Source organism: Pseudomonas sp. M2(2023) (assembly GCF_030263955.1).
GTDB lineage: Bacteria > Pseudomonadota > Gammaproteobacteria > Pseudomonadales > Pseudomonadaceae > Aquipseudomonas > Aquipseudomonas asiatica.
Window position 1 is genome coordinate 2,875,590 of the sequence record NZ_CP127114.1, and the last position, 22,681, is coordinate 2,898,270.

Here is a 22,681-nt window from a genome sequence, read left to right on the forward strand (position 1 = left end):
TCAGGCTTGGTGAAACCCCTGTGGGAGCGGGTTTACCCGCGAAGAAGCCAACACGGATTCTACCCTTGGCATCTGGTACACCAGTGCCACATAAAAAGAATGCATTTGATAATGATTCGTAGTAGTTTCTCGGCGCTTGCCCACCCTACCCTCAGCGCCCTACTCCAGGATCGTACCGTCGATGCGTCGCACGTTCGTTTCGCTTTGTGTGCTTCATGCTGTCTCTCCGCTGACCTTTGCCGAGCCTGAACCGCTCAGCGAACCCACCCAGATCGAACTCCAGGCCCTGAACATCACCAGCAGCGCCGACAGCGAACGTGCCGATGGCCCGGTCGAGGGCTACAAGGCTACCCGCTCGGCCAGCGCCACTCGCACCGACACTGCCCTGCACGAAACCCCGCAATCGGTCAGCGTGGTGCCCAAGGATGTACTGGAAGACACAGGCGCCACGCGTCTGCAGGACGGCCTGGACTACGCCGGCGGCGTCGGCCGCGCCAACAACTTCGGCGGCCAGGGCCTGACCACCTTCACCGTGCGTGGCTTCACCACCGGCGAGTTCTACCGCAACGGTTTCCCGATCAACCGCGGCTACCCCAACGCCCCCGACGCCAACACCGTCGAACGCCTGGAAGTGATCCGTGGCCCGGCCAGCAGCCTGTACGGCCGTGGCGACCCAGGCGGCACCTTCAACGTGGTCAGCAAGCAGCCGCTGCCAGAGTCGAAAGTCACCCTGGGAAGCCAGTTCGATGACCAGGGCATGCACCGCGCTACCCTGGACGCCACCGGGCCGCTGAACCAGGACGGCTCGCTGGCCTACCGCCTGAACCTGCTGGGTGAAGGCGGCGAAAGCTTCCGTGACGATGTGGAAAGCGAGCGCTATGACGTGGCGCCTGTAGTCAGCTGGCAGGTCAACGACAGCACGAAGATCGTCTTCGAGGGCGACTTCATGCGCAACAACCACCCGCTGGACCGTGGCCTGACCCGCCTGCCCGGCCAGCTCGGCACAGCTTCGCGCGACACCAACATCTGGGAAAAGGGCAGCGACAACCTGCTGCACAACGACAACAACATGGCCCAGTTGCGTTTCGAGCACCTGCTCAACGACAACTGGACGCTGGGCGGTGGCATGCAGTGGCTCGACGGCTCGCTCAAGGGCAACGCCGTGGAGGCCAACGCATTGCAGGCTGACGGTCGCACGCTGGGGCGCAACTTCAACTACCGCAAACTGGAGTGGACCGACCGCGACTACCAGCTCAACCTCACCGGCCACTTCGACACCGGCGGCTACGCTCATACACTGCTGACGGGCATCGAGTACGAAGACTACGACTACAACTCGATCATCCAGCGCTCGGCCAGCGGTGCCGATAAGTACCCGATTGACATCTTCGACCCGGTACTGGGCCAGCCACGCCCTGCCCTGACCCGCACCACCACCCATGACAAGGAAAACCTGAAGACCTGGGCGGCATTCATCCAGGACCAAGTGGCCCTGACCGAGCGACTGAAGGCGCTGGCGGGTGTGCGCTTCGAGCGCTTTGAGCACGATTACGACGACAAGCTGCCGACCAACCGCGACTTCAGCAAGGGCGAAAACGGCGTCACCCCACGCTTCGGCCTGATCTACGACCTGACCGATACGGTTGCGGTCTATGCCAACACCGCGCGCTCGTTCAAGCCCAACACCGGCACGCCAAGCGGAGGCGGAGGCTTCGACCCGGAGAAAGGCAAGTCCTACGAACTGGGTGTGAAATGGGAGGCACTCGACCGCCAGCTGAGCATCGACGCGGCGATCTATCACATCGTCAAGGAGAACGTCCTGGCGCGCGACCCGAACGACCCCACCGGTACCTACAGTATTGCGGCCGGCGAAGTGCGCAGCCGTGGCCTGGACATCAACATCGCCGGCAACCTGACGCCGGAGTGGCGCGTGATCGGTGGTTATGCCTACGTGGACGCGGAAGTGACCCAGGATACGACCCTGCCCAAGGGCACACGCCTGGCCAACATCCCGCGCAACAGCTTCAGCCTGCTGAACACCTACGAGTTCCAGGATGGCCTGGCCAAGGGGCTGGGGTTGGGGGTTGGGGTGAAGTACGTGGATGATCGCGCCGGTCAGACGGCAGCTACGACCTACACCATGGAGCGCTACAGCGTGGTGGACCTGCTGAGCTTCTACAAGGTCAACGAACACGTGCGGCTGAACCTGGACGTGAAGAACGTGTTCAACAAGGGCTATGACGAAGGCGCTTTCAACAACTACGTCTACCCGGGTGCGCCGCGGACGGTGCAGGCTTGGGTTTCGTATACCTTCTGAATTGCCGGGGCTGCTTCGCAGCCCTTTCGCGACACAAGGCCGCTCCCACAGAAGTTACGCGCATACCTGTGGGAGCGGCCTTGTGTCGCGAAAGGGCCGCAAAGCGGCCCCCGGCCTCAGAACCCTTTGCTGTAGAACAACGAGTACGATTCGATGCCGTCGTTAGGCTGCTTGAGCCCCGCGTTGGAGTAATGCATCGCGCGGATCCCCACCTTCTGCTCCCCCGGCAGTTTCAGGCCGAAGCCGATGCGGTCTTCGAAGTTGACCGACGAGCCCAGGCGCTGGTCGCCCACGTCGGTCTTGGAAAACGCCGCCAAACCAATGCCGGCCTCGATATACGGGGTGTAAGTAAAACCGCTGAACTCGTAGGTGAATACCGGGCTGAACGACAGTGAGTGTGCACCACTGGCCTCACCGCCTTCCCAATAGGTGTAGGCCGCATCCCAGTATCCGGTCAGATGACCGGCGCTGCTTTCCAGCCATTTCTTGTCCCAGTCGAACGACAGGCCAATACGGTAGGTCATGTCACCTTGGCCAGTGGCGCCAACGGCGCCGCTCACCTGCGCTGCCTGGGCCAGATTCGCCCCGGCAAAGGCCAGCACTGCAGCAGCCAGCGAAGCTGCTAGACGGGTTTTCATCAATGACTTCTCCTAATGGTCTACACGGCAAGCGGAGGCTTGGGCCCCTCGATCTTATGTGGTGACCGGATACATCCAGACCGGTCACAGGAAGTAATACTTTTCTGATTATCGTCCAGATAAACAGAAAGTTGAAAGTGAATTGCCACCATTGGCTAATACCCTGCGCCAGCATCTGCCATGCCGAGCAGCAGCACTCAGTCGTATTCCGCTTCTTCGTGCTCGCCCAACAGGCGCCTTTGCCTGGGTGTGGCTTCCTCCAGTACCTGCGGGTTGAAACGCCAGTTCAGGTATGGCGAAAACTTCTGCGCGACCATGCGCCGGCCATAGTGCACTTGCAGCATGTCGCGCTGGCGTGATTGGGTGCAGTTGGCCCCGCCGCTATGCCAGACATCGCTGCGAAACACCAGCGCGTCCCCGGCCTTGCACAGCACCGGCTGGGCCTCTCGGCCCTGCCAGTGTTGCTCGCCAGCCTGCGGTGGCCGTGCCGCGCGGTGGCTGCCGGGCACAATCCAGGTCGGCCCGATGTGATGGTCGATATCGCTGAGGTACAGCTGCGCAGTCAGGATCTGCGGGGGCTGGGTGAAGTCGCCGCGCTCGCTGAGCCAGTCGGGCAACTGCATGGGCAAATGGTCCAGGTGCAGGGCCATGCCGGTGTAGCCCGGGTGGCTGCGCCAGGCAGTCTGGCCGATCACATGGCAGTCGGCGCCCAATGCCGCTTCGGCCAGGGCAATCAGCGGCGGCAGGTCGAGAAAGGGTAACCACAGCGGGTTGCGGTTGAACACGCACTTGTAGTGTTCCAGCAGCCCTTGGTAATCCCAGTGGATGGGCTGCAGGTCATCGATGGCGCAGCGCAGCAAGGCGATACGCAAGGGTTCGAGCACACCGGGGAGCAAAACATAGCCCCGCTCGTCCAACATCTCCAGCTGAAGATCCAGGCTCATGGCGATGTGCTCCTTAGCAGGCAGGAGCACATCCGTACTCCTGCCCGTTTTTCCATCAACGCCAGTTCAGGTTCACGGTGGTGGGGGTCTTGCCATTCACGGTCACCAATTGCTGCACCGTCTCACCCTGGGCGTTGCCAGTCACTTTGTATTTGCCGGGAGGCAACTGCACATACAGCAGCGGCCCGGCATCCGTAAGACTGAGCACGGGCTGGCCCTGTGCATTCTGGATGTCGACGGTAGCACCGCTCTGGAACTTGCCTTCCGGGCCGGTGGAGAGTTCTACGTGCAGGTCATAGCCCGGGGTCTTGCGCAGGGCGTTGGCTTCATCCTGGCCGATGCCGCCTTGCAGGTAGCGGACGCCGTTCTGCTCCTGCTGTTGCAGTTGCACGGCCTGCATGTCGATGGGGGCATTGTGGTCGGAGGCGGCCGCCAGGGTCCATGGCAGCGCCAGAACGATCAGCAGCGCCGCGCCGAGGGCATAGTGATGGTTACGCATGATACGACCCTCCTTTCGAGGATGGCTTACCTATTATCAGATCCTTCGGGCGTAACGGCGTTCGTGCTGATGCATGGTCGTCTTGATGAAATTTGCATCAATGGTATGGATGTTGCGCTGGAACATCAGGTTGCGCGCCCTTCCTCGAGCAGTTTCACGAACATGCTCAAACTGCGCGATACCGTGCCCCGGCGCCACACCAGCCAGGTTTTGAGGTAACGGAAGTCCTCCGACATCGGCCAGGCACTGACGGTGCTGCAACCGGGCATGTTGTCGAGCATGCTGCGCGGCATCATGGCCAGGCCGGCGCCGGCGCTGACGCAGGCCAGCATGCCGTGGTACGACTCCATTTCGTGGATCTTGCCCGGTACCGCCTGGTCCTGCACGAACCAGTTCTCGAAGTGATGCCGGTATGAACAGTTGGCGCGGAAGGCGTAGATGCTTTCGCCGTTGACGTCCTGGGCGCGGGTTACCGGGGCGTGGTTGAGCGGCGCGATGACCATCATTTCTTCCTCGAACACCGGCATGCCCTCCAGCGTCGGGTGCAGCACCGGGCCGTCGACGAACGCCGCTACCAGGCGCCCCGACAGCACGCCTTCGAGCATGGTCCCGGAAGGCCCGGTGGACAGGTCCAGGTCGACCTTGGGGTAACGCTGGTTATAGGCCGCCAGCAAGGCCGGAATGCGCACCGCCGCCGTGCTTTCCAGCGACCCCAGGGCGAAAGTGCCCTGCGGGTCTTCACCGGCCACTGTCAGCCGCGCCTCGTGCACCAGGTCAAGGATGCGCCGGGTGTACTCGAGGAAGTTCCAGCCTGCGGGGGAAAGGCGCAGGCGGCTCTTTTCACGTATGAAAAGCTCCACGCCCAAGTCCTCCTCCAGTTGCTTGATACGCGTGGTCAGGTTCGACGGCACCCGGTGGATATGCTGCGCAGCGGCACTGATGCTGCCCTGCTCTGCCACGGCCTTGAAGATCTCGAGTTGCACCAGGTCCACAGCCATTCTCCAAACGTGAATGTTTCGCTCATTATTATTCAGTTTTCATTAAAGCCATAGCCCACTAGTCTGGCGTCACGGATCAATTACAACGAGAGTGTCCCGCCATGAGTGCGATCAGCAGCCTGACCCACGCCATCTCCCTCGACCCGTACAGCGGCGAGCAGATCGGCGCCTACCCGTTCGACACCGACGCCGCACTGGAAGCGGCGCTGCAACGCGCCAAGGTTGGCTACCGCCAGTGGCGCCAGGTGTCGCTGGGTCAGCGCAGCGAGTACCTGCTTGCCTTGGCCAGCACCCTCGAAACCAAGGCCGAAGCCTTCGCGCAAATGATCAGCCGCGAAATCGGCAAGCCTGTCGCCCAGGCCCGTGGTGAAGTCAGCAAGTGCGTCGGCCTGTGCCGCTGGTACGCCGAACACGGCCCGGCCATGCTCGCCCCCGAGCCGACCCAGGTCGAGAAAGCCCGCATCGAATACCGCCCGTTGGGCCCGATCCTGGCGGTGATGCCTTGGAACTTCCCGGTCTGGCAGGTACTGCGTGGCGCCGTGCCGGCAATCCTGGCCGGCAATACCTACGTACTCAAGCACGCGCCGAACGTGATGGGCAGCGCCTACCTGCTGGGCGAGCTGTTCAAGGATGCCGGCCTGCCGGAAGGCGTGTTCGAAGTGCTCAACGTGACGCCGGACGGTGTCACTCGCGCCATCAACGACCCACGCATCGCCGCGGTGACCCTGACCGGCAGCGTGCGTGCCGGCATGGCGATTGGTGCGCAAGCCGGCGCGGCGCTGAAGAAGTGCGTGCTGGAGCTGGGCGGTTCCGACCCGTTCATCGTGCTGGCCGACGCGGACCTGGATGCCGCCGTCAAGGCTGCGGTGATCGGCCGTTACCAGAACACCGGCCAGGTCTGCGCTGCCGCCAAGCGCCTGATCGTCGAGGAAAGCATCGTTGACGAATTCACCCGCAAGTTCGTCGAGGCCACTCGCGAGCTGAAGGTCGGCAACCCGCTGGAAGAAGGTACCTACATCGGCCCTATGGCCCGTTACGACCTGCGCGACGAGCTGGATGGCCAGGTCCAGGCGACCATCGCCGAAGGCGCCACCCTGCTGCTGGGCGGCCACAAGGTCGATGGCGTGGCCAACTTCTACGCGCCGACCGTGTTCGCCAACGTCACCCCGCAGATGACTGCGTTCAAGCAGGAACTGTTCGGGCCGGTGGCTGCGATCATCAGCGCACGTGATGCGGAGCATGCGGTGGAGCTGGCCAACGACAGCGAATTCGGCCTGGCCTCGACCATCTACACCGCCGACTACGCGCTGGCCGAACGCATGACCGCGGCGCTGGATACCGGCGGCGTGTTCATCAACGGCTATTGCGCTTCCGACCCCCGCGTGGCGTTTGGCGGGGTGAAGAAGAGCGGCTTCGGGCGTGAACTGTCGCACTTTGGTGTGCGTGAGTTCACCAATGCCCAGACTGTGTGGCTGGACCGTAACTGATCCGATGCTTAGGGGCCGCATTGCGGCCCTGTGGGAGCGGGTTTACCCGCGAATCAGGCGACACGGTGCCCGGCACCGGCTTCGCCGGTGTTCGCGGATGAACCCGCTCTCATAGAACTGCACATAACTCATTGAATTAGCAGGGACCCTGTGGGAGCGGCTTTAGCCGCGAACACCGGCGCAGCCGGTGCCATGCACCGCGTTGGATTCTTCGCGGCTAAAGCCGCTCCCACAGGGTACGAGGATCGCTTGCGAATTCAGTTATCTGGGCTGGGCAATCTCCCACAGGGACTTTGAAGGGCTGAAAAAGCAGCCCGAGGGGCCTCAATCCCGAATCTGGTCCTTGACCCAGTCCAGCATCCCCCCCGGCACGATCAGTTCATGCCGGGCCCGCGAACAGGCGGTATACAACCCCGCCAGCATCCGCGCCCGTTCATTGCGGTTCCCCGCTACCTGCGGCGCTACCATCAGCTCCGGCGACACCATCACCCGGGCGAACTCCATGTTCTTCACATCGCGCACCCGCCCCAGGAACAGTTTGGGCGCCTTGTCCCAGCGGTAACGGCTCTTGGCCCTGGCAAAGTGCTCCGGTGTGTAGCCCTTGCGCAGCATGTTGGCCACGGCGACGAATGCCTTGTCGTCACCCTTGTCCTGCTCCAGCGCCTGCCAGCTGGCATAGCGGAACAGCATCGGGTGACGCGGCCGGGTGCCATGGCGGTACAACTCGATGCAGTCTTCAACGAACAGCTCGAAGTCCTTGCGCGCGCTTTTCAGCAGCACGAACGGCACGCCCTGGTGGGTCAGGCGCTGGAACCAGCCAAACAGGCCCCATTCATCGTCGACGATCAGCGCCGTAGGCTGTTCCGGCACCGTTACCGCATCGAAAAAGCTGACCCGGGTGTAGTGCTCGGCGCTGCCACTGAAGGCCGCCTGGATCGCCGCCGGGTGGGCATTGATCAGCGGGTTCAGCACGTTGTCCATCGCCGGTCCGGCCCGCAGTGAGTGGTCGATATAACGCTGGCGGATAAAGCCGCCATGGTGCGCGCTGAGGCCGTTGAGGTTCTGCAGCTCGTCACCCAGGGCAATGATCGACTGCGGGCTGCGGTCGAGCACGGCAAGCATCGGTGCCGACAGCTCGTGGGCCTCGTCGACGATGACATGGGTGTAGCGGCTGTCGATCACATGACCGGTCAGCGACAGCAGTTTGACCCGATGGTAATCGCGCACCGGCAACTGGATTTCCCGTGCCGACGGGCGAATCAGCTCCTGCCAGTACAGGCGTGCCTTTTCCAGCAACACTTCCTGGTCCAGCGGCGTGGTACCCGGCCCAGCCCATGGCAGGTGCTGCAACTGCAGCTGGGTGTCGGCGCTGTGGCAGAACGTGCGTACCGCGCGGATGCACAAGGCAACCACATCGCGCGCGGCGAGCGGGCCGATGTCGGGGATGGCCAGCCAACGTACCACCTGCGCATCCTGCGGGCGCCACGACAGCTTGGTGCGATACGGGTCGCGCAGGCGCCAGCCATTGCTGGTGAGGTCGCGGTTGAGCAGCTCGTCGGCCAGCTGGCCGAAGGTCAGCGCGGTGTAGGCGGCGGCGTCCTTGACCCGCGCCTGCAGGGCGCGCAGCTGGCCTTCGGTCAAGGCCAGCAACAGCGTGCGCTGGGGCTCGAGCAGGCGGGCGAACTGGTGAATCAGGAAGGTCTTGCCGGTGCCGGCAAAGCCCTGCACCGCCACCGACTCATCGATACCACTGAGGAATTCGCGCAGCAGGCGGTTCTGTTGGTCGCTGAGCATCAGGTCGCTGGCCAGGGAAGGCAGGTACACCGGGTGCAGCGGGGTTGCCCGCTGGCGGTAGCTGTCGGCGAACTGGAAGTTCCACTGGCCCTCGGCGTCCAGCAGCTCGTCGGCCTGGTACTCCACCTCGGTCGACAGCAGCGCGATCCCGTTTTCGCCCAGCATGCCCAGGCCCATGGCGAAGGCTTCGCGATCGAAGTGCTGCGCCACCTGGCCCTGGAAGCGCCCCGGTGCGGCGCTTTCGACCTCGTTGGCAATGCGCACGATTTCGGCAAAGCGGCGTTCCTGCGCATCCGCCGAGGCGGTGGCGGGCTGGCGCGGCAGGTTCTGCACGAACAGCACAGCGGCGGCGTCGAGCACGCTGGCGGTGGTGAAGAAGTCGGTGGTGGGCTCGCTGGCGAGGCGGTCGGCCTGGTCGCTGGGCAAAGGCAGGTAGAACATCGGCACCTCGGGTGGAATCAGGGCGGCACGATAGCAATTTTTGCTGTGGAATGCTGGGTTGAGTATTGCCTGGGCCGGCCTCTTCGCGGGTGAACCCGCTCCCACAGGGACCTCACATGCCTGGCACTGAGGTAATCCTGTAAGAGCAGCTATACCACCAAGCTACACCACCAAATTCAGCCCCTGCCCCGCTTCAAGGTCTCGCTGGGAAACTCCTTGAACAACTGCCGGTAACTCTCTGAAAATCTTCCCAAATGCCAGAACGACCAACGCATCGCCACCTCGGCCACGGTCACGCCATCGCCACGCAACAGATCGCGCCGCGCACCGTTCAGCCGGCGCAGGCGCAACCAGTGCGCCGGCGGCATTCCGGTAAACGCTTTGAAGGCCTGTTGCAACTGACGCAAAGAAACCCCGGCAGCATCCGCCAGCTCCACCAGGTTCAGCGTCTCCTCCGGGCAGTCGGCCGCCCATTCGCTTACCCGGCGCATGATCGCCCGTTCCTCGTCACGCCGGCCCAACGCCACGCCCTGCAGGCGCTGGCAGGCGTTGTCGAGGATGAACAGGCAGTCCTCCAGCAGCTGCTCCGCCAGGGCCTGCCCCTGCAGCGGGCAATCCGCCTGGCCCAGGCGGGTCAATGTCGCGCTCAGCCAGCTGCCGAACAGCGCGTTCTGCCCGCTGCCCAGCGGCACCATGAACAACCCTTCCAGGCGTTGCGGGTCAAGCCCATGGCGGGCCAGGAAGGCCTGGTCGAACACGACCGCCACTTCCTGGTAGTTCTCTGGCGTGATCCAGATGTTCCGGCTCTGTTCGTTCAGCAGGTACAGGCTGTTCTCGCTGCGGTCGAAGCAGAACGCCAGCGAACCGCTCGGCGCGCGGAAAAACTGCTCCACCCGGGTGTTCAGCCGCTCCTCGTACACCTCCACCCCGTCCAGCCCCAGGCAACGCAGCTCACCGCTGAAATGCCCGGGCGACATCTGCCGGTACTGCTGCTGCCAGCCAGGGGTGGCACGTACTTGTTCGGTTACGTCGGTGGTGTGGTAAGCCTGGACTTGCAGGGCATTGGCGGTTGTCACGCTCGGTCCTAGTCGCACTCTTTTGGTGCATTCATTGCCGGAGAAAGTGGATAGATCAGCCTTGCGGGCTGCGACCAAGATAGTCTCCAGCGCGTCACCTGGGAAGCGGGACGCCTTCGAAACCCTGGAACGGTTTACGCTGGCACGCCTGCTCCCACACCAAAACCCAACCAAGAGGTCTGTATGAACGCCCCCTTCGATCAGCTGTCCGCCTGGCTGAAAGAACACCGTATCACCGAAGTCGAATGCGTGATCAGCGACCTGACCGGCATCGCCCGCGGCAAGATCGCACCCACCGCCAAGTTTCTCCACGAGCGTGGCATGCGTCTGCCCGAGAGCGTGCTGCTGCAGACGGTCACCGGCGACTATGTCGACGATGACATCTACTATAACCTGCTCGATGCCGCCGACATCGACATGGTCTGCCGCCCAGACCCGAGCGCCGTGTACCAGATCCCGTGGGCGATCGAGCCGACCGCGATCGTTATCCACGACACCTTCGACAAGCAAGGCAACCCCATCGAACTGTCGCCGCGCAACGTGCTGAAGAAAGTGCTCAAGCTTTATGCAGACAAAGGCTGGCAGCCGATCGTGGCACCGGAGATGGAGTTCTACCTGACCCAGCGCTGCGAAGACCCGGACTTGCCGCTGCAAGTGCCGCTGGGGCGTTCCGGCCGTGCCGAAAGCGGCCGCCAGTCGTTCTCGATCGATGCCGCCAACGAGTTCGATCCGCTGTTCGAAGACGTCTACGACTGGTGCGAGATCCAGGGCCTGGACCTGGACACGCTGATCCATGAAGACGGCCCGGCGCAGATGGAGATCAACTTCCGCCATGGCGACGCCCTGGACCTGGCCGACCAGATCACCGTGTTCAAGCGCACCATGCGTGAAGCCGCGCTCAAGCACAACGTGGCCGCCACCTTCATGGCCAAGCCGATCACCGACGAGCCCGGCAGTGCCATGCACCTGCACCAGAGCGTGGTCGACATCGCCACCGGCAAGCCGATCTTCGCCAATGAAGACGGCAGCATGAGCCAGCTGTTCCTGTACCACATCGGCGGTTTGCAGAAGTACATCCCCAAGCTGCTGCCGATGTTCGCGCCCAACGTCAACTCGTTCCGCCGCTTCCTGCCGGACACCTCGGCACCAGTGAACGTCGAGTGGGGTGAGGAAAACCGTACCGCCGGGCTGCGCGTACCCACCTCAAGCCCCGAGGCAATGCGCGTGGAAAACCGCCTGCCGGGCGCCGACGCCAACCCGTACCTGGCCATCGCCGCCAGCCTTCTGTGCGGCTACCTGGGCATGGTCGAGCGCATCGAGCCCAGCGCACCTGTGCAGGGCCGTGCCTACGAGCGGCGCAACCTGCGCCTGCCGATCACCATCGAGGACGCGCTGCAGCACATGGAAGACTGCGAGACCGTGCAGCAGTACCTGGGCAAGCAATTCGTCCAGGGTTATGTGGCGGTCAAGCGTGCCGAGCACGAGAACTACAAGCGGGTTATCAGTTCGTGGGAGCGTGAATTCCTGATGCTGAGCGTCTGACCTTTTCGCGGTACCTGTGGGAGCGGGTTTACCCGCGAATGCTGTGGTGCATTCAACGACGAATTCGCGGGTAAACCCGCTCCCACAGGGCACGAGCCCTTGCACCGAACTCGAAGAACAATACCAACGAGGTGTCCCCATGCGTCATCTGCAAGCCCTGATCCCCGCCGCATTCACCCTGCTGTTCGCCACCACTACCCAGGCCACTCCCTCGGTCAGCGTGTACAACTGGACCGACTACATCGGTGACACCACCGTGGCCGACTTCCAGGCCAGCAGCGGGATCAAGGTGGTCTATGACGTGTTCGACTCCAACGAAACACTGGAAGGCAAGCTGCTGGCCGGGCGCACCGGCTATGACGTAGTGGTGCCATCCAACCACTTCCTCGCACGCCAGGCACAGGCGGGTGCCTTCCTGCCGCTGGACCGCAGCAAGCTGCCGAACTGGCAGCACCTGGACCCCAAGCTGCTCAAGCAACTTGAACAGAACGACCCGGGCAACCAGTACGCCGTACCCTACCTGTGGGGTACCAACGGCATCGGCTACAACATCGACAAGGTCAAGGCGGCCCTGGGCGTCGACCATATCGATTCATGGGCGGTGCTGTTCGAACCCGAGAACCTGAAAAAGCTCAAGCAATGCGGCGTGGCGTTCATGGACTCGCCCGATGAACTGTTCCCGGCCGTGCTCAACTACCTGGGCATGAACCCGCGCAGCGAAAAACCGGCCGACTACGCCAAGGCGGAAGCCCGCCTGCTCGAACTGCGCCCCTATATCACCTACTTCCACTCCTCCAAGTACGTTTCCGACCTGGCCAATGGCGATGTCTGCGTGGCCTTCGGCTACTCCGGCGACGTGTTCCAGGCCGCCAACCGCGCCGTGGAAGCGAAGAACGGGGTAAAGATCGCCTACAGCATTCCCAAGGAAGGCAGCAACCTGTGGTTCGACCTGCTGGCCATCCCCAAGGACGCCAACAACCCCGAACAAGCCCTGGCGTTCATCAACTACCTGCTCGACCCCAAGGTGATCGCCAAGGTCAGCGCCACGGTCGGATATGCCAATGCAAACCCCGATGCCCAGGCCTACATGGACGCATCGCTGGTAAACAACCCTGAGATCTACCCACCCCAGGACGTGCTGGACAAGCTGTACATCTCCAGCACGCCGAGCCCGAAGATCATGCGTGTCATGACTCGCTCCTGGAGCAAGATCAAGTCCAACCGCTGAGTCGAGAACGCCCATGTCTTCTACTACCCAACACACCGCTTCGTACTATGCCGCCACGGCACGCGATGCAGCGCCCTATCCCAGCCTGGACGGCGAACTGAGCGCCGATGTGTGCGTGGTCGGCGGCGGGCTGACCGGGGTCAATACCGCCCTGGAACTGGCCGAGCGCGGGCTCTCGGTGGTGCTGCTTGAAGGCCGGCGCATCGGCTGGGGCGCCAGCGGCCGCAACGGCGGCCAGCTGATTCGCGGCATCGGCCATGACGTCAACGGCTTTGCCCGGCATGTCGGCCAGGACGGCGTGCACTACCTGAAACAAGCCGGCATCGATTCGGTAGCGCTGGTGGCCAGCCGCATCGCCCGGTACGGCATTGCCTGCGACCTGCGCTGGGGCTTCTGCGAACTGGCCAACACCCCTGCGCAGTTCGCCGCCTTCAAGGACGAACAGGACGATCTCGACGCACTCGGCTATCGCCCTGAAACCCGCCTGGTCAGTGCCGACCGGCTGCATGAAATCGTTGCCAGCGACCAATACGCCGGCGGCCTGGTAGACATGGGCTCGGGCCACCTGCACCCGCTTGATCTGGTCCAGGGCGAAGCCCGCGCCGCCCATGGCTTGGGCGTACGCATCTTCGAGCAGAGTCCGGTGTTGCGCATCGAGCATGGCCCCCGCGTGACCCTGCACACGGCTCGTGGCAAGGTGCGGGCAGGCAGCCTGGTGCTGGGCTGCAACGCACATCTCGATGAACTGGAGCCACGCCTGAGCGGCAAGGTGCTGCCGGCCGGCAGCTACGTGGTGGCTACCGAACCATTGCCCGAGTCACTGGCCAGCAGCCTGATCCCGCAGAACATGGCGCTGTGCGACCAGAAAGTCGGCCTGGACTACTACCGCCTCACGGCAGACCGGCGCCTGCTGTTCGGCGGCGCCTGCCACTATTCCGGTCGCGACCCCAAGGACATCGCCGCCTACATGCGGCCCAAGGTGCTGAAGGTGTTCCCGCAGCTGGCCAACGTGCGTATCGACTACCAGTGGGGCGGCATGATCGGCATCACCGCCAACCGCTTCCCCCAAGTCGGGCGCCTCAGCCAGCACCCCAATGTTTACTACGCCCAGGGCTATTCCGGGCATGGGCTGAACGTGACGCACTGGACAGCGAAACTGCTGGCCGAAAGCATCGCGCTCGGCCACAGCCAGGGGCTGGACGTGTTCAGCGCCGTGCCACACCTGACCTTCCCCGGCGGCAAGGCACTACGCTCGCCGCTGCTGGCGCTGGGGATGTTGTGGTATCGATTGCGGGAGGTGCTGGGTTGAGTTCGCCACGAGCTTTGCGGCGCTCGGTCTCACAGGCGCAGAAAAACTCAAGACAAACCCTTCCACCCCCTCCAACTTTCTACCATTTCACAATCGATTGAACCTACCCACTGGCCAACTGCCCCGCACCTGCTAGCGTTGTTCTGGCCGACCTATCATGGATGCATCTTCATCATGAAATCATTGCCCCGCATTACCCTGTTGTGCGCCGCACTGCTAACCATGGCCGCCTGCTCCAGCAATCGCGTGGACCCGAAGGACTACTCCGGCTTCCTCAAGGATTACAGCCGGCTGCAGGAAGCCAAGAGCCCGTCGGGTGACCCGGTGATGCGCTGGATCGACCCCAAGGTCAACGTCAACCAGTACAGCCAGGTGTTCATCGAGCCCAGCCAGTTCTACCCCAAGCCGCAGCCGACGCCGGTCATCTCGGCGCAGACGCTGCAGGAAATCACCCGCTACTTCAACGAAGCGCTGCGCCGTGAAATGGGCAGCGTGGTACCGCTGGCCAAGGGCCCCGGCCCGGGCGTGATCGTGGTGCGCCCGGCCATCACTGCGGTGTCCACCAGCAACGAGGGTCTCAAGCCTTATGAGGTCATCCCTATCGCGCTGATTTCAGCCGGTGTGAACACCGCCATGGGCGGCCGTGACCAAGAGGTGGATGTCGGCGTGGAAGCTGCGTTCCTCGATGGTGCCAGTCAGAAAGTGCTGGCCCAGGTCGTGCGCAAGGGCACGGGGCAGGATCTGGAGAACAAGACCACGCAACTGACCCTGAATGACGTCAAGCCGGTGCTGGATGGCTGGGCCAAGGACATGCGCGCGAGCTTCCTGGAAGCGAAGCAGAAAGCCCGCTGATACCGACCGGACACGGAACCTGTGGGAGCGGCCTTGTGTCGCGAAAGGGCCGCAGAGCGGCCCCGGGATCTCAGCTCAGGCGTATGAATGGGGCTGCTTCGCAGCCCTTTCGCGACACAAGGCCGCTCCCCCAAGACCGCGCTGACCGTTGCGGTGACTCAGCACTCGACGAAGGCAACGGCCAGGCCGCCGCGCGAAGTCTCCTTGTAGTTGGCATGCATGTCCGCCCCGGTATCACGCATGGTGCGGATCACCCGGTCGAGCGAGATGAAGTGCTCGCCATCCCCTCTCAACGCCATCTGCACGGCGTTGATCGCTTTCACCGCAGCAATCGCGTTGCGCTCGATACACGGCACCTGCACCAAGCCGCCGACAGGGTCGCAGGTCAGCCCAAGGTTATGCTCCAGGGCAATCTCGGCGGCATTTTCCAGCTGCGGCGGCGTAGCGCCCAGCACCTGGGCAAGGCCGGCAGCGGCCATCGAACAGGCCGAACCTACCTCGCCCTGGCAACCAACCTCGGCCCCGGAAATCGACGCATTCTTCTTGCACAGGATACCGACCGCCGCTGCCGCCAGCAGGAAGTCCACCACGTCCGCGTCGCACGCCCCCGGGTTGAACTTCATGTAGTAATGCAGCACCGCCGGGATGATGCCGGCAGCACCATTGGTAGGTGCTGTGACCATGCGCCCGCCGGCGGCATTCTCTTCATTCACCGCAAGGGCGAACAAGTTGACCCATTCCATGGCACTGAGGGTGGAGCCGATCACGTTGGGCTTGCCCAGCTCCTGCAGGCTGCGATGCAGCCGCGCCGCACGGCGCTTGACGTGCAACCCGCCCGGCAGGATGCCTTCATTACGCAGGCCATTGTCGACGCATTCACGCATGGCACCCCAGATCCGCAGCAGGCCCTCGCGTACCTCGGCCTCAGGGCGCCAGGCGCATTCGTTGGCCATCATCAGCTGCGCCACACTCAAGCCATGGCTCTTGCACAAGGCCAGCAATTGCGCAGCGCTGTCGAACTCGTACGGCAGCACCACCGCGTTCGCTTCGAGCGCTGGCGCGTCGATCTCGGCTTGCTCGACGATAAAACCACCGCCCACCGAATAGTAGGTCTGGCGCAACAGGCTGCCCTGCCCGTCCATGGCTTCCAGGCTCATGGCATTGGGGTGATACGGCAGGTTCTCGTCGAGCAGCAGCATGTCGCGGCTGTACTCGAACGCCAGCGGGTGGCTGCCATCGAGCATCAGGCAGTGCTCCTGCATCACCTGGCCAATGCGCGACTCGATGGTGGCCGGGTCGATGCGGTCCGGCCACTGGCCCATCAGGCCGAGCAGGCAGGCGCGATCGGTCGCATGGCCAACCCCGGTTGCCGACAGCGACCCGTACAACCGCACCTCGACACGGCTTGCCTGGGCCAGCAGCCCCTGTTCGCGCAGGGCCTGGGCAAAGGTAGCCGCCGCCCGCATCGGGCCGACGGTGTGGGAACTGGACGGCCCGATGCCGATTTTGAAAAGGTCGAAAACACTGATAGCCATGCTAATGCCTGACCGTGCCCGGGTATGAAGCCGCAGCGCGGTTATCTGGAGAAATTGAGCGATATTGCGATTTTGCGCGATACTGCCGCGCTGGCTCACGGATGACCAACGAAACTTCCTAAGCAAGGCTTTAGTGGTACTAAACGATGCGACGACAACTCAATGGCCAGACGTTCGTCTGGCTACACGTGTTCGCCTGTGCGGCCCGGCACTTGTCCTTCACCCGCTGTGCCGAAGAGCTGCACATTACCCCGGGCGCCGTCAGCCAACAGATGCGCCAGTTGGAGGAACGCCTGGGCTACCAGCTGTTCCTGCGTCGGGCACGTGGTGTGGAACTGAGCGCCGAAGGGCAACGCCTGGCACAGACGGTGACCGAAGCCTACGGCAGCATCGAAGCCGAACTGCTGCGCCTGGATGCAGGTGAGATCCGCGGCACCTTGCGCCTGCGCTCGATCCCGTCGTTCCTGGCCAAATGGCTCACGCCTCGCCTTCCGCGTTTTCAACAACGCTACCCGGACATCGAGTTGCGTCTGGTGGCCGAAGACAGTGCCCAGGCGTTGACACCGGGCGATTTCGACCTGGCCATCGACCTGAACGATGGCAGCTACCCCGGCATGCTCTCGACACCACTGCTGGACGAGCAGATCTTCCCCGTGTGCTCCCCCACCTTGCTGCGCGGGCGCCCGCCGCTGCACGGGCCGGCAGATCTTGTGCACTACCCGCTGCTGCACGACATTACGGCCTGGCGCGGCAGTTCGGAATATGCCGAATGGGAGTTCTACCTGGAGGGCATCGGCGCCGCCGGCCTGGATGTGCGGCGCGGGCATACCTTCAACCGCAACCACCTGACCATCGAGGCGGCGATTGCCGGCATTGGCGTGGCGATCGCCCGACGCACGCTGCTCAACGACGAACTGGAGCGCGGCGCACTGATCGTGCCGTTCGGGGTGCCTATCGCCAATCACAAGCGCTATGTAGTGCATTACCCACCGGGCGGGCTGAACCAGCCGGGGGCGCGGGCGGTGCATGACTGGCTGGTGGAGGAAGCGCGGGGGTTCAGGGAGTTGCACCCGCTGAACAAAGACTAGGCCAGCCAATTGCGCTTGCACGCTGCAAATGACTCATTGAATTGGCAGGGACCCTGTGGGAGCGGCTTTAGCCGCGAACACCGGCGCAGCCGGTGCCATGCACCGCGTTGGATTCTTCGCGGGTAAACCCGCTCCCACAGGGTGCGCAGAGCGCTTGCGAGATTTGTGCGTCAGTAGGCCTGCTTGCCGGTAAACGCATTCAACGTGCGCACCAGGATGACGAAATCCAGCCACAGCGACCAGTTGTTGATGTACTCGATGTCCGAGTCCACCCGCTGGATCATCTGCTCGATATCCCTGGTTTCGCCCCTGAACCCACGTACCTGCGCCAGGCCGGTCATGCCAGGCTTGATATTGTGGCGAGCGAAGTAGTCGACGATGTCCTGCGAATACAACGTGTCATGCTGCAACGCATGCGGCCGCGGCCCTACCAGCGACATCTCCCCGGTCAGCACATTGAACAACTGCGGCAGTTCATCGAGGCTGGTGCGGCGGATAAAGGCGCCGACCCGGGTCAGCCGTGGGTCATCCCTCTGCGCCTGCTTCACCACGCCATCTTCCGGCTGGTGGACATGCATGCTCCTGAACTTCCAGATACGGAACGCTTCCCCCGTCCAGCCGGTGCGCTCCTGACGGAAGAAAACCGGGCCGCGGCTATCGAGCTTGATGGCCAGCGCAACGGCCAGCAACACCGGCGATGCCAGCAGCAGGATCAGCGCCGCCAACACCCTGTCCTCGAGGTTCTTCAAGAACAGGCTCATGCCCGTCAGCGGTGTTTCCGACAAGGTCAGCACAGGTATGCCGGCAATTTCCCGCACACTGTGATTGATCAGGCGCAACGAGAAGATATCCGGTACCCAGTTCACCGCGATGCACTTGTCGAGCAACTTGAAATACACATCGTTGATGACCTCGGAACCGCCCAGCGGGGTCACCAGGTACACTGTGCGAATGCCATGGCGGGCCACGATATCGTCGAGCTCGGCAACATGCCCGAGCACCGGCATGCGCTGCTTTCCTTCGGCACTTTCGCGCCCCGGCTCATCGGCATTGTCGATCAGCACGCAACCCAGCACGCGTTCGCCGAACCAGGGGTTGTTGCTGATTTTCTGATACAGGAAGTTGGCCAGATCACCGGCACCAATGATCAGGGCGTTGTCCAGGCGTGCATGGGCGGTGAAGCGCTTTTGCAATTCGCGCACGGCAAAGTGCAGGAACAACTGGGCGATGTAGCCAATGATGAACAACTGCACGACCAGCAGTCGCGAATAGGTTTCGCTCTGTTTGGCCAGGAAGGCCATGACCACCAGGAAGCAAAAAGTTGCCGACCAGGCCTTGAACAGCCGGAAAGCCTTGATGGAAAGCCCGACGTTGGTACGGTAGATCGCATAGTGATCGTAGATGACTGCCAGTGCGCCAACCAGCAACAGCAGCATGATCACGTAATCGGAAGTGATGTAGCCAAACTGGTCGTAGATCAGGTACCAGGCAATGCCGATGACTGCAATTCCATCGAGGCCGGCCTGAATAGCGTTACTTACGCTGCTTCTTCTCTGCAATAAGGAACGACTGCTTCTGGGCTCTAAGACCATTTCAGACCTCATCAATTTGCGTGCAGCAAATGCCTTCCACCAACAAGCAAGCCTTGACAACGGCTCATGCAAAGCCCGTGGAGCAAAATCCTGCAGCCGCAAGCCATTGATCAAACTGTAGCAGCCATCCGCCATCAGCGTACCCGGAATCACCGCTCGGGCGGATTCTGACGCTCATACGGTGTGCCTGGCCGTCCCCCGTCGCAGCGGAACAGCAGGGTACGCACCAGGAACAACGGGTTGCCCACAACATAACGAATGAACAAACGCTTCGGCTCGCGCAACAGCCGGTATAGCCACTCCCCACCCAACCGCCGCAACCACTCGGGCGCCCGGCTGACCTTGCCGCCGAGAAAATCCAGGATCGCGCCGCCACACACGATCAGGCACGGCCCCCCAGCTGCCGCCAGCCTTGCGGCCACAACCTCCTGCCTGGGCATTCCCATGCCCAGCACGATCAGCTCAGGTTGCAACTCCCTGGCCAGTTGCAGGTAGGTATCGACGCTGGCAAAGCCATCGTGGACCGACACCGGTACCACCCCGAACGTGGCTGTGCTTCGTTGCACGGCCTGGTCCAGGTACGGCTGTCGGGTGCCCCAGAACGCAACTCGCCGCCCGCGGTAGGCAGCCAGAAGCCGAGGAATGAAGTCGGTGCCATTCATGTTGAGCCCTGGCTCAAGCCCCAGCCGGCGATACAGGATCGCCAGGCCGGAACCATCGCGCAGCAGTACGTCGGCCGCCGACAATGCTTGGTGGCAGGCGCCATCACGAACCACCAGGTTCATTGCATGGGCATTGACGAAGCCCAGCACGGTCGCGGCTTTCGGGACGCTGAGCCTGTCCAGCAGGCGCTGCGCGGCAGTGGCATCCGGCACCACTTCGAGCTTGCCGACAAGGGTGTTCCAGCGTTCTTGCCAATGAGCCATCAGTCTTCATCCCGTTTCGAACGTACCCATTCAACCTGTCGCTTGATCAGGAACCGCAGATACAAGGGGAGCTTCCTTGCGGCGTAGAACGGCGCGTACAGCAGCACGGAGAACGGGATCAGTTCACGACAGAAACGCGCCCAGGCCACTGCGACGGCAAGGCCGAGCAATGCCAGCGCGCAAAGGGCGATCCACGCAGGTGCCGCCAGGCCGAACAGCAGGTACGCCAGCCAGGCCACCAGGTTTAGGCCGAGCAAGGCCAGCACCAGCAACGCCAGCGGCGGCACCAGCAGGTCCAGGGTCATGGCCAGCAAGCTGCCGTTACGCTGGGTGATTGCCGCCAGCACACGCTTGGGCGCATCGGCCAGCATCAGGCTCAGGTGCCCATGTTCCCAGCGGGTGCGCTGGCTGCCCAGGCCTTGCTGGCTGGCAGGGAACCGGCTGCTGACTACGGCCTCGGGGCAGAACACTGGCGGCTTGCCCTGCTGGCACAGGTCCAGGCCCAGCTTCACATCCTCCACCAGGTGCCCGTTGGCCAGGTCGATCAAGGCCAGGTCACGCCAGCCGAATGCCATGCCGGCGCCCATCAGCTGGCATGGCAGGTCCAGCCGCGCCCATCCACGCGGGCGCACCAGGTTCTTGACCCGCCAGGCGAACTCGGCAACCTGCACTGTCAACCCAGCCCCTGCCGGTGCGTACATCAGGTACAGCGCCTGCACCGGGCGAGCGACTTCGCGGTAGCGCCGCGCCAGGCGCTCGATCGCCCCCTCGCCCACCTGGCAGTCGGCATCCACCACGATCACCACCTCGGGCGGCTGGTCGGCCAGGTGGCGCACGCCAAAGTCCAAGGCGTAGCCCTTGCCGCGCAACCGTGCATCGTGGCGCTCCACCACTTCGGCACCCGCCTCGCGCGCCAGTTGCGCGGTGTCGTCAGTGCAGTTGTCCGCCACCACCAGCAAGCGGTCGCCAGGCCGCAACTGCGGGGCAATGCTCGCCAGCGTGGCACCAATTATCGAAGCCTCGTCGTGAGCTGGCACCAGCACTGCCACCTGCGGACGGGCGGTGTTGCCCATCGGCTGCGCGCGTGCAGGCAAGCAGGCCATCAGCACCTGCACCAACAGCAGCAGCACCGGCAACAGGACGATGGCCGCCAGCATGCCCAGTATCCAAGCCAATACACTCATCATGCGGATGCCTTGAAATAGCTGGCCAGCCTGGCCGCCTCGGTATCGATGTCATGCCGTTGCAGCACACGCTGGCGTGCCGCCTCGCCCATGCGCTGCAGCACTTCGGCAGGTTGTGCCAGGCAATCGGCCATGGCCGCTGCCAGCTCGTCCACGGCGCCGGCAGGGAACAACCAGCCGTTTTCGCCCGGCCGCACCAGCTCGGGAATGCCTGCCACATAGGTGGTCAGCACTGGCCTGCGCAAGGCCATCGCCTCCATGATCACCACCGGCAAACCTTCGGCAAAGCTGGGCAGCACCAGCGCACGCGCCGCCAGGATTTCCTCGCGCACCTGTGCGCTGCTGATCCAGCCGGTGATGCGCACCTGCTGCTGCAAGCCATGCCGGGCGATCAACGCCTCGACCTGGCCACGCATTTCACCGTCGCCGGCCAGCACCAGTTCGAAGGCGATCGACCGGGCGACCAGTACTCGCGCGGCCTCGAGCAGCAGCAGCTGGCCTTTCTGTTCGCACAGGCGGCCGACGCACACCAGGCGCGGCGCCGTGGGCACGCCAACCGGCGCCACCTCATGGAAACTGCGCTCGAGGCCGCAATGCACCACCTTCACCTTGGCCCAGTGGTCGTGTGCCACCCAGCGAAACAACTGGCTGCGCCCGTACGAGCTGACCGCCGCGACAAATGCGGCACGCCGCACCTTCTCGCCCATGTGCAGAAACTGCGGCTTGTCGAACTCCTCCGGCCCGTGCACGGTAAAGCTGTAGGCCGGCCCGCCCAGCACATTGGCCAGCATCACCACCTCGGTGGAATTGGTGCCGAAATGTGCATGCACATGTCTTGCCTCGCCAGCCTGCAACCATTGCAGTACCTGGCAGGCCTCGGCCAGGTAGACCAGGTGGTAGGGCCAGGCGCGGTCGGCCCGCAAGCCAACGCGCATGGCCAACTGCAGCGCCCGGAAGAACCGGCGCGGCTGTGCTCGCAGCACTTGCCAGGCCGGTGCCAGCAACCCCTTGATGCCATGCTGCAGCACATAGCGGGTCTTGGCCCGTTCGCTCGCGTCGTCGGCATCCTGCAACTCGGCGTCCCACCCGCGCAGGGCAATACGCTGCACCTCTACCCCCTGGCGCTCCAGCGCCAGGATCTCGCGGCGGATGAAACTGTGGCTGACCTTCGGGTACTGGTTTATGAAGTAAGCAATGCGCATAGAAATCCAGATCAAGACCCGCGTAGTGA

Annotated in this window: 18 protein-coding genes; 7 read left to right on the top strand and 11 right to left on the bottom strand. The window is 63.3% G+C overall.

The features are described from left to right. The first annotated feature begins 181 nt into the window (after positions 1 to 181). Entirely contained in the window at positions 182 to 2,317 is a 2,136-nt protein-coding gene (locus QN085_RS13370) for a TonB-dependent siderophore receptor (protein ID WP_285686689.1), read from the top strand. 116 nt (positions 2,318 to 2,433) lie between these two features. On the opposite strand, the gene QN085_RS13375 is transcribed toward QN085_RS13370, so the two are convergent. The 4 genes from QN085_RS13375 to ptrR form a co-directional block, all read right to left on the bottom strand. Further along, the gene (locus QN085_RS13375; RefSeq protein WP_013972685.1) at positions 2,434 to 2,955 is read right to left on the bottom strand and encodes an acyloxyacyl hydrolase; all 522 of its coding nucleotides are present in this window, start codon (positions 2,953 to 2,955) and stop codon (positions 2,434 to 2,436) included. A 197-nt stretch (positions 2,956 to 3,152) separates the two neighbouring features. Then, the gene (locus QN085_RS13380) at positions 3,153 to 3,899 is read right to left on the bottom strand and encodes a phytanoyl-CoA dioxygenase family protein (protein WP_013972686.1); all 747 of its coding nucleotides are present in this window, start codon (positions 3,897 to 3,899) and stop codon (positions 3,153 to 3,155) included. A gap of 55 nt (positions 3,900 to 3,954) precedes the next feature. Further along, a complete protein-coding gene (locus QN085_RS13385; protein ID WP_285686693.1) occupies positions 3,955 to 4,398 on the bottom strand; it encodes a carboxypeptidase regulatory-like domain-containing protein in 444 nt (147 codons plus the stop codon). 125 nt (positions 4,399 to 4,523) lie between these two features. After that, positions 4,524 to 5,390: a putrescine utilization regulator PtrR gene (gene ptrR, locus QN085_RS13390; RefSeq protein ID WP_013972688.1), complete on the bottom strand. Its 867-nt coding sequence runs from the start codon at positions 5,388 to 5,390 to the stop codon at positions 4,524 to 4,526. A 107-nt stretch (positions 5,391 to 5,497) separates the two neighbouring features. Between ptrR and QN085_RS13395 the strand changes: the two genes are divergently transcribed. Next, positions 5,498 to 6,883 (top strand): aldehyde dehydrogenase family protein, encoded by a 1,386-nt coding sequence (locus QN085_RS13395; protein ID WP_013972689.1) that lies wholly within the window; start codon positions 5,498 to 5,500, stop codon positions 6,881 to 6,883. Between the two features lie 324 nt (positions 6,884 to 7,207). Here QN085_RS13395 and QN085_RS13400 read toward each other — a convergent pair whose 3' ends face one another. Both QN085_RS13400 and QN085_RS13405 read right to left on the bottom strand, forming a co-directional pair. Beyond that, on the bottom strand, positions 7,208 to 9,118 hold the full coding sequence (locus QN085_RS13400; protein ID WP_041505919.1) for a DEAD/DEAH box helicase: 1,911 nt from the start codon (positions 9,116 to 9,118) through the stop codon (positions 7,208 to 7,210). A gap of 176 nt (positions 9,119 to 9,294) precedes the next feature. Beyond that, positions 9,295 to 10,194 (bottom strand): helix-turn-helix domain-containing protein, encoded by a 900-nt coding sequence (locus QN085_RS13405; protein ID WP_013972692.1) that lies wholly within the window; start codon positions 10,192 to 10,194, stop codon positions 9,295 to 9,297. 183 nt (positions 10,195 to 10,377) lie between these two features. Here QN085_RS13405 and QN085_RS13410 point away from each other — a divergent pair, with 183 nt between their 5' ends. The 4 genes from QN085_RS13410 to QN085_RS13425 all read left to right on the top strand — a co-directional run bounded on the left by QN085_RS13410 (position 10,378) and on the right by QN085_RS13425 (position 15,125). Then, positions 10,378 to 11,736 carry a glutamine synthetase family protein gene (locus QN085_RS13410; RefSeq protein WP_013972693.1) on the top strand — a complete coding sequence of 453 codons (1,359 nt, stop codon included), beginning with the start codon at positions 10,378 to 10,380 and terminating at the stop codon, positions 11,734 to 11,736. Between the two features lie 139 nt (positions 11,737 to 11,875). Continuing rightward, positions 11,876 to 12,964 carry a polyamine ABC transporter substrate-binding protein gene (locus tag QN085_RS13415; RefSeq protein ID WP_024087156.1) on the top strand — a complete coding sequence of 363 codons (1,089 nt, stop codon included), beginning with the start codon at positions 11,876 to 11,878 and terminating at the stop codon, positions 12,962 to 12,964. Between the two features lie 13 nt (positions 12,965 to 12,977). Beyond that, positions 12,978 to 14,273, top strand: a complete 1,296-nt coding sequence (locus QN085_RS13420) for an NAD(P)/FAD-dependent oxidoreductase (protein ID WP_013972695.1) — start codon at positions 12,978 to 12,980, stop codon at positions 14,271 to 14,273. A gap of 174 nt (positions 14,274 to 14,447) precedes the next feature. Beyond that, positions 14,448 to 15,125 (top strand): DUF3313 domain-containing protein, encoded by a 678-nt coding sequence (locus QN085_RS13425; protein WP_024087157.1) that lies wholly within the window; start codon positions 14,448 to 14,450, stop codon positions 15,123 to 15,125. A gap of 158 nt (positions 15,126 to 15,283) precedes the next feature. Here QN085_RS13425 and QN085_RS13430 read toward each other — a convergent pair whose 3' ends face one another. Continuing rightward, positions 15,284 to 16,660 carry an L-serine ammonia-lyase gene (locus QN085_RS13430; protein WP_013972697.1) on the bottom strand — a complete coding sequence of 459 codons (1,377 nt, stop codon included), beginning with the start codon at positions 16,658 to 16,660 and terminating at the stop codon, positions 15,284 to 15,286. Between the two features lie 146 nt (positions 16,661 to 16,806). Between QN085_RS13430 and QN085_RS13435 the strand changes: the two genes are divergently transcribed. After that, the gene (locus QN085_RS13435; RefSeq protein ID WP_013972698.1) at positions 16,807 to 17,748 is read left to right on the top strand and encodes a LysR substrate-binding domain-containing protein; all 942 of its coding nucleotides are present in this window, start codon (positions 16,807 to 16,809) and stop codon (positions 17,746 to 17,748) included. Positions 17,749 to 17,918: 170 nt separating this feature from the next. Here QN085_RS13435 and QN085_RS13440 read toward each other — a convergent pair whose 3' ends face one another. The 4 genes from QN085_RS13440 to QN085_RS13455 all read right to left on the bottom strand — a co-directional run bounded on the left by QN085_RS13440 (position 17,919) and on the right by QN085_RS13455 (position 22,652). Beyond that, entirely contained in the window at positions 17,919 to 19,340 is a 1,422-nt protein-coding gene (locus QN085_RS13440; protein ID WP_024087158.1) for an undecaprenyl-phosphate glucose phosphotransferase, read from the bottom strand. 149 nt (positions 19,341 to 19,489) lie between these two features. After that, positions 19,490 to 20,266 carry a WecB/TagA/CpsF family glycosyltransferase gene (locus QN085_RS13445; protein WP_013972700.1) on the bottom strand — a complete coding sequence of 259 codons (777 nt, stop codon included), beginning with the start codon at positions 20,264 to 20,266 and terminating at the stop codon, positions 19,490 to 19,492. After that, a complete protein-coding gene (locus tag QN085_RS13450; protein WP_023660601.1) occupies positions 20,266 to 21,453 on the bottom strand; it encodes a glycosyltransferase family 2 protein in 1,188 nt (395 codons plus the stop codon). Before QN085_RS13450 ends, QN085_RS13445 begins: the two co-directional genes overlap by 1 nt. Next, a complete protein-coding gene (locus tag QN085_RS13455) occupies positions 21,450 to 22,652 on the bottom strand; it encodes a glycosyltransferase (RefSeq protein WP_023660600.1) in 1,203 nt (400 codons plus the stop codon). Before QN085_RS13455 ends, QN085_RS13450 begins: the two co-directional genes overlap by 4 nt. Between the last annotated feature and the right edge of the window lie 29 nt (positions 22,653 to 22,681).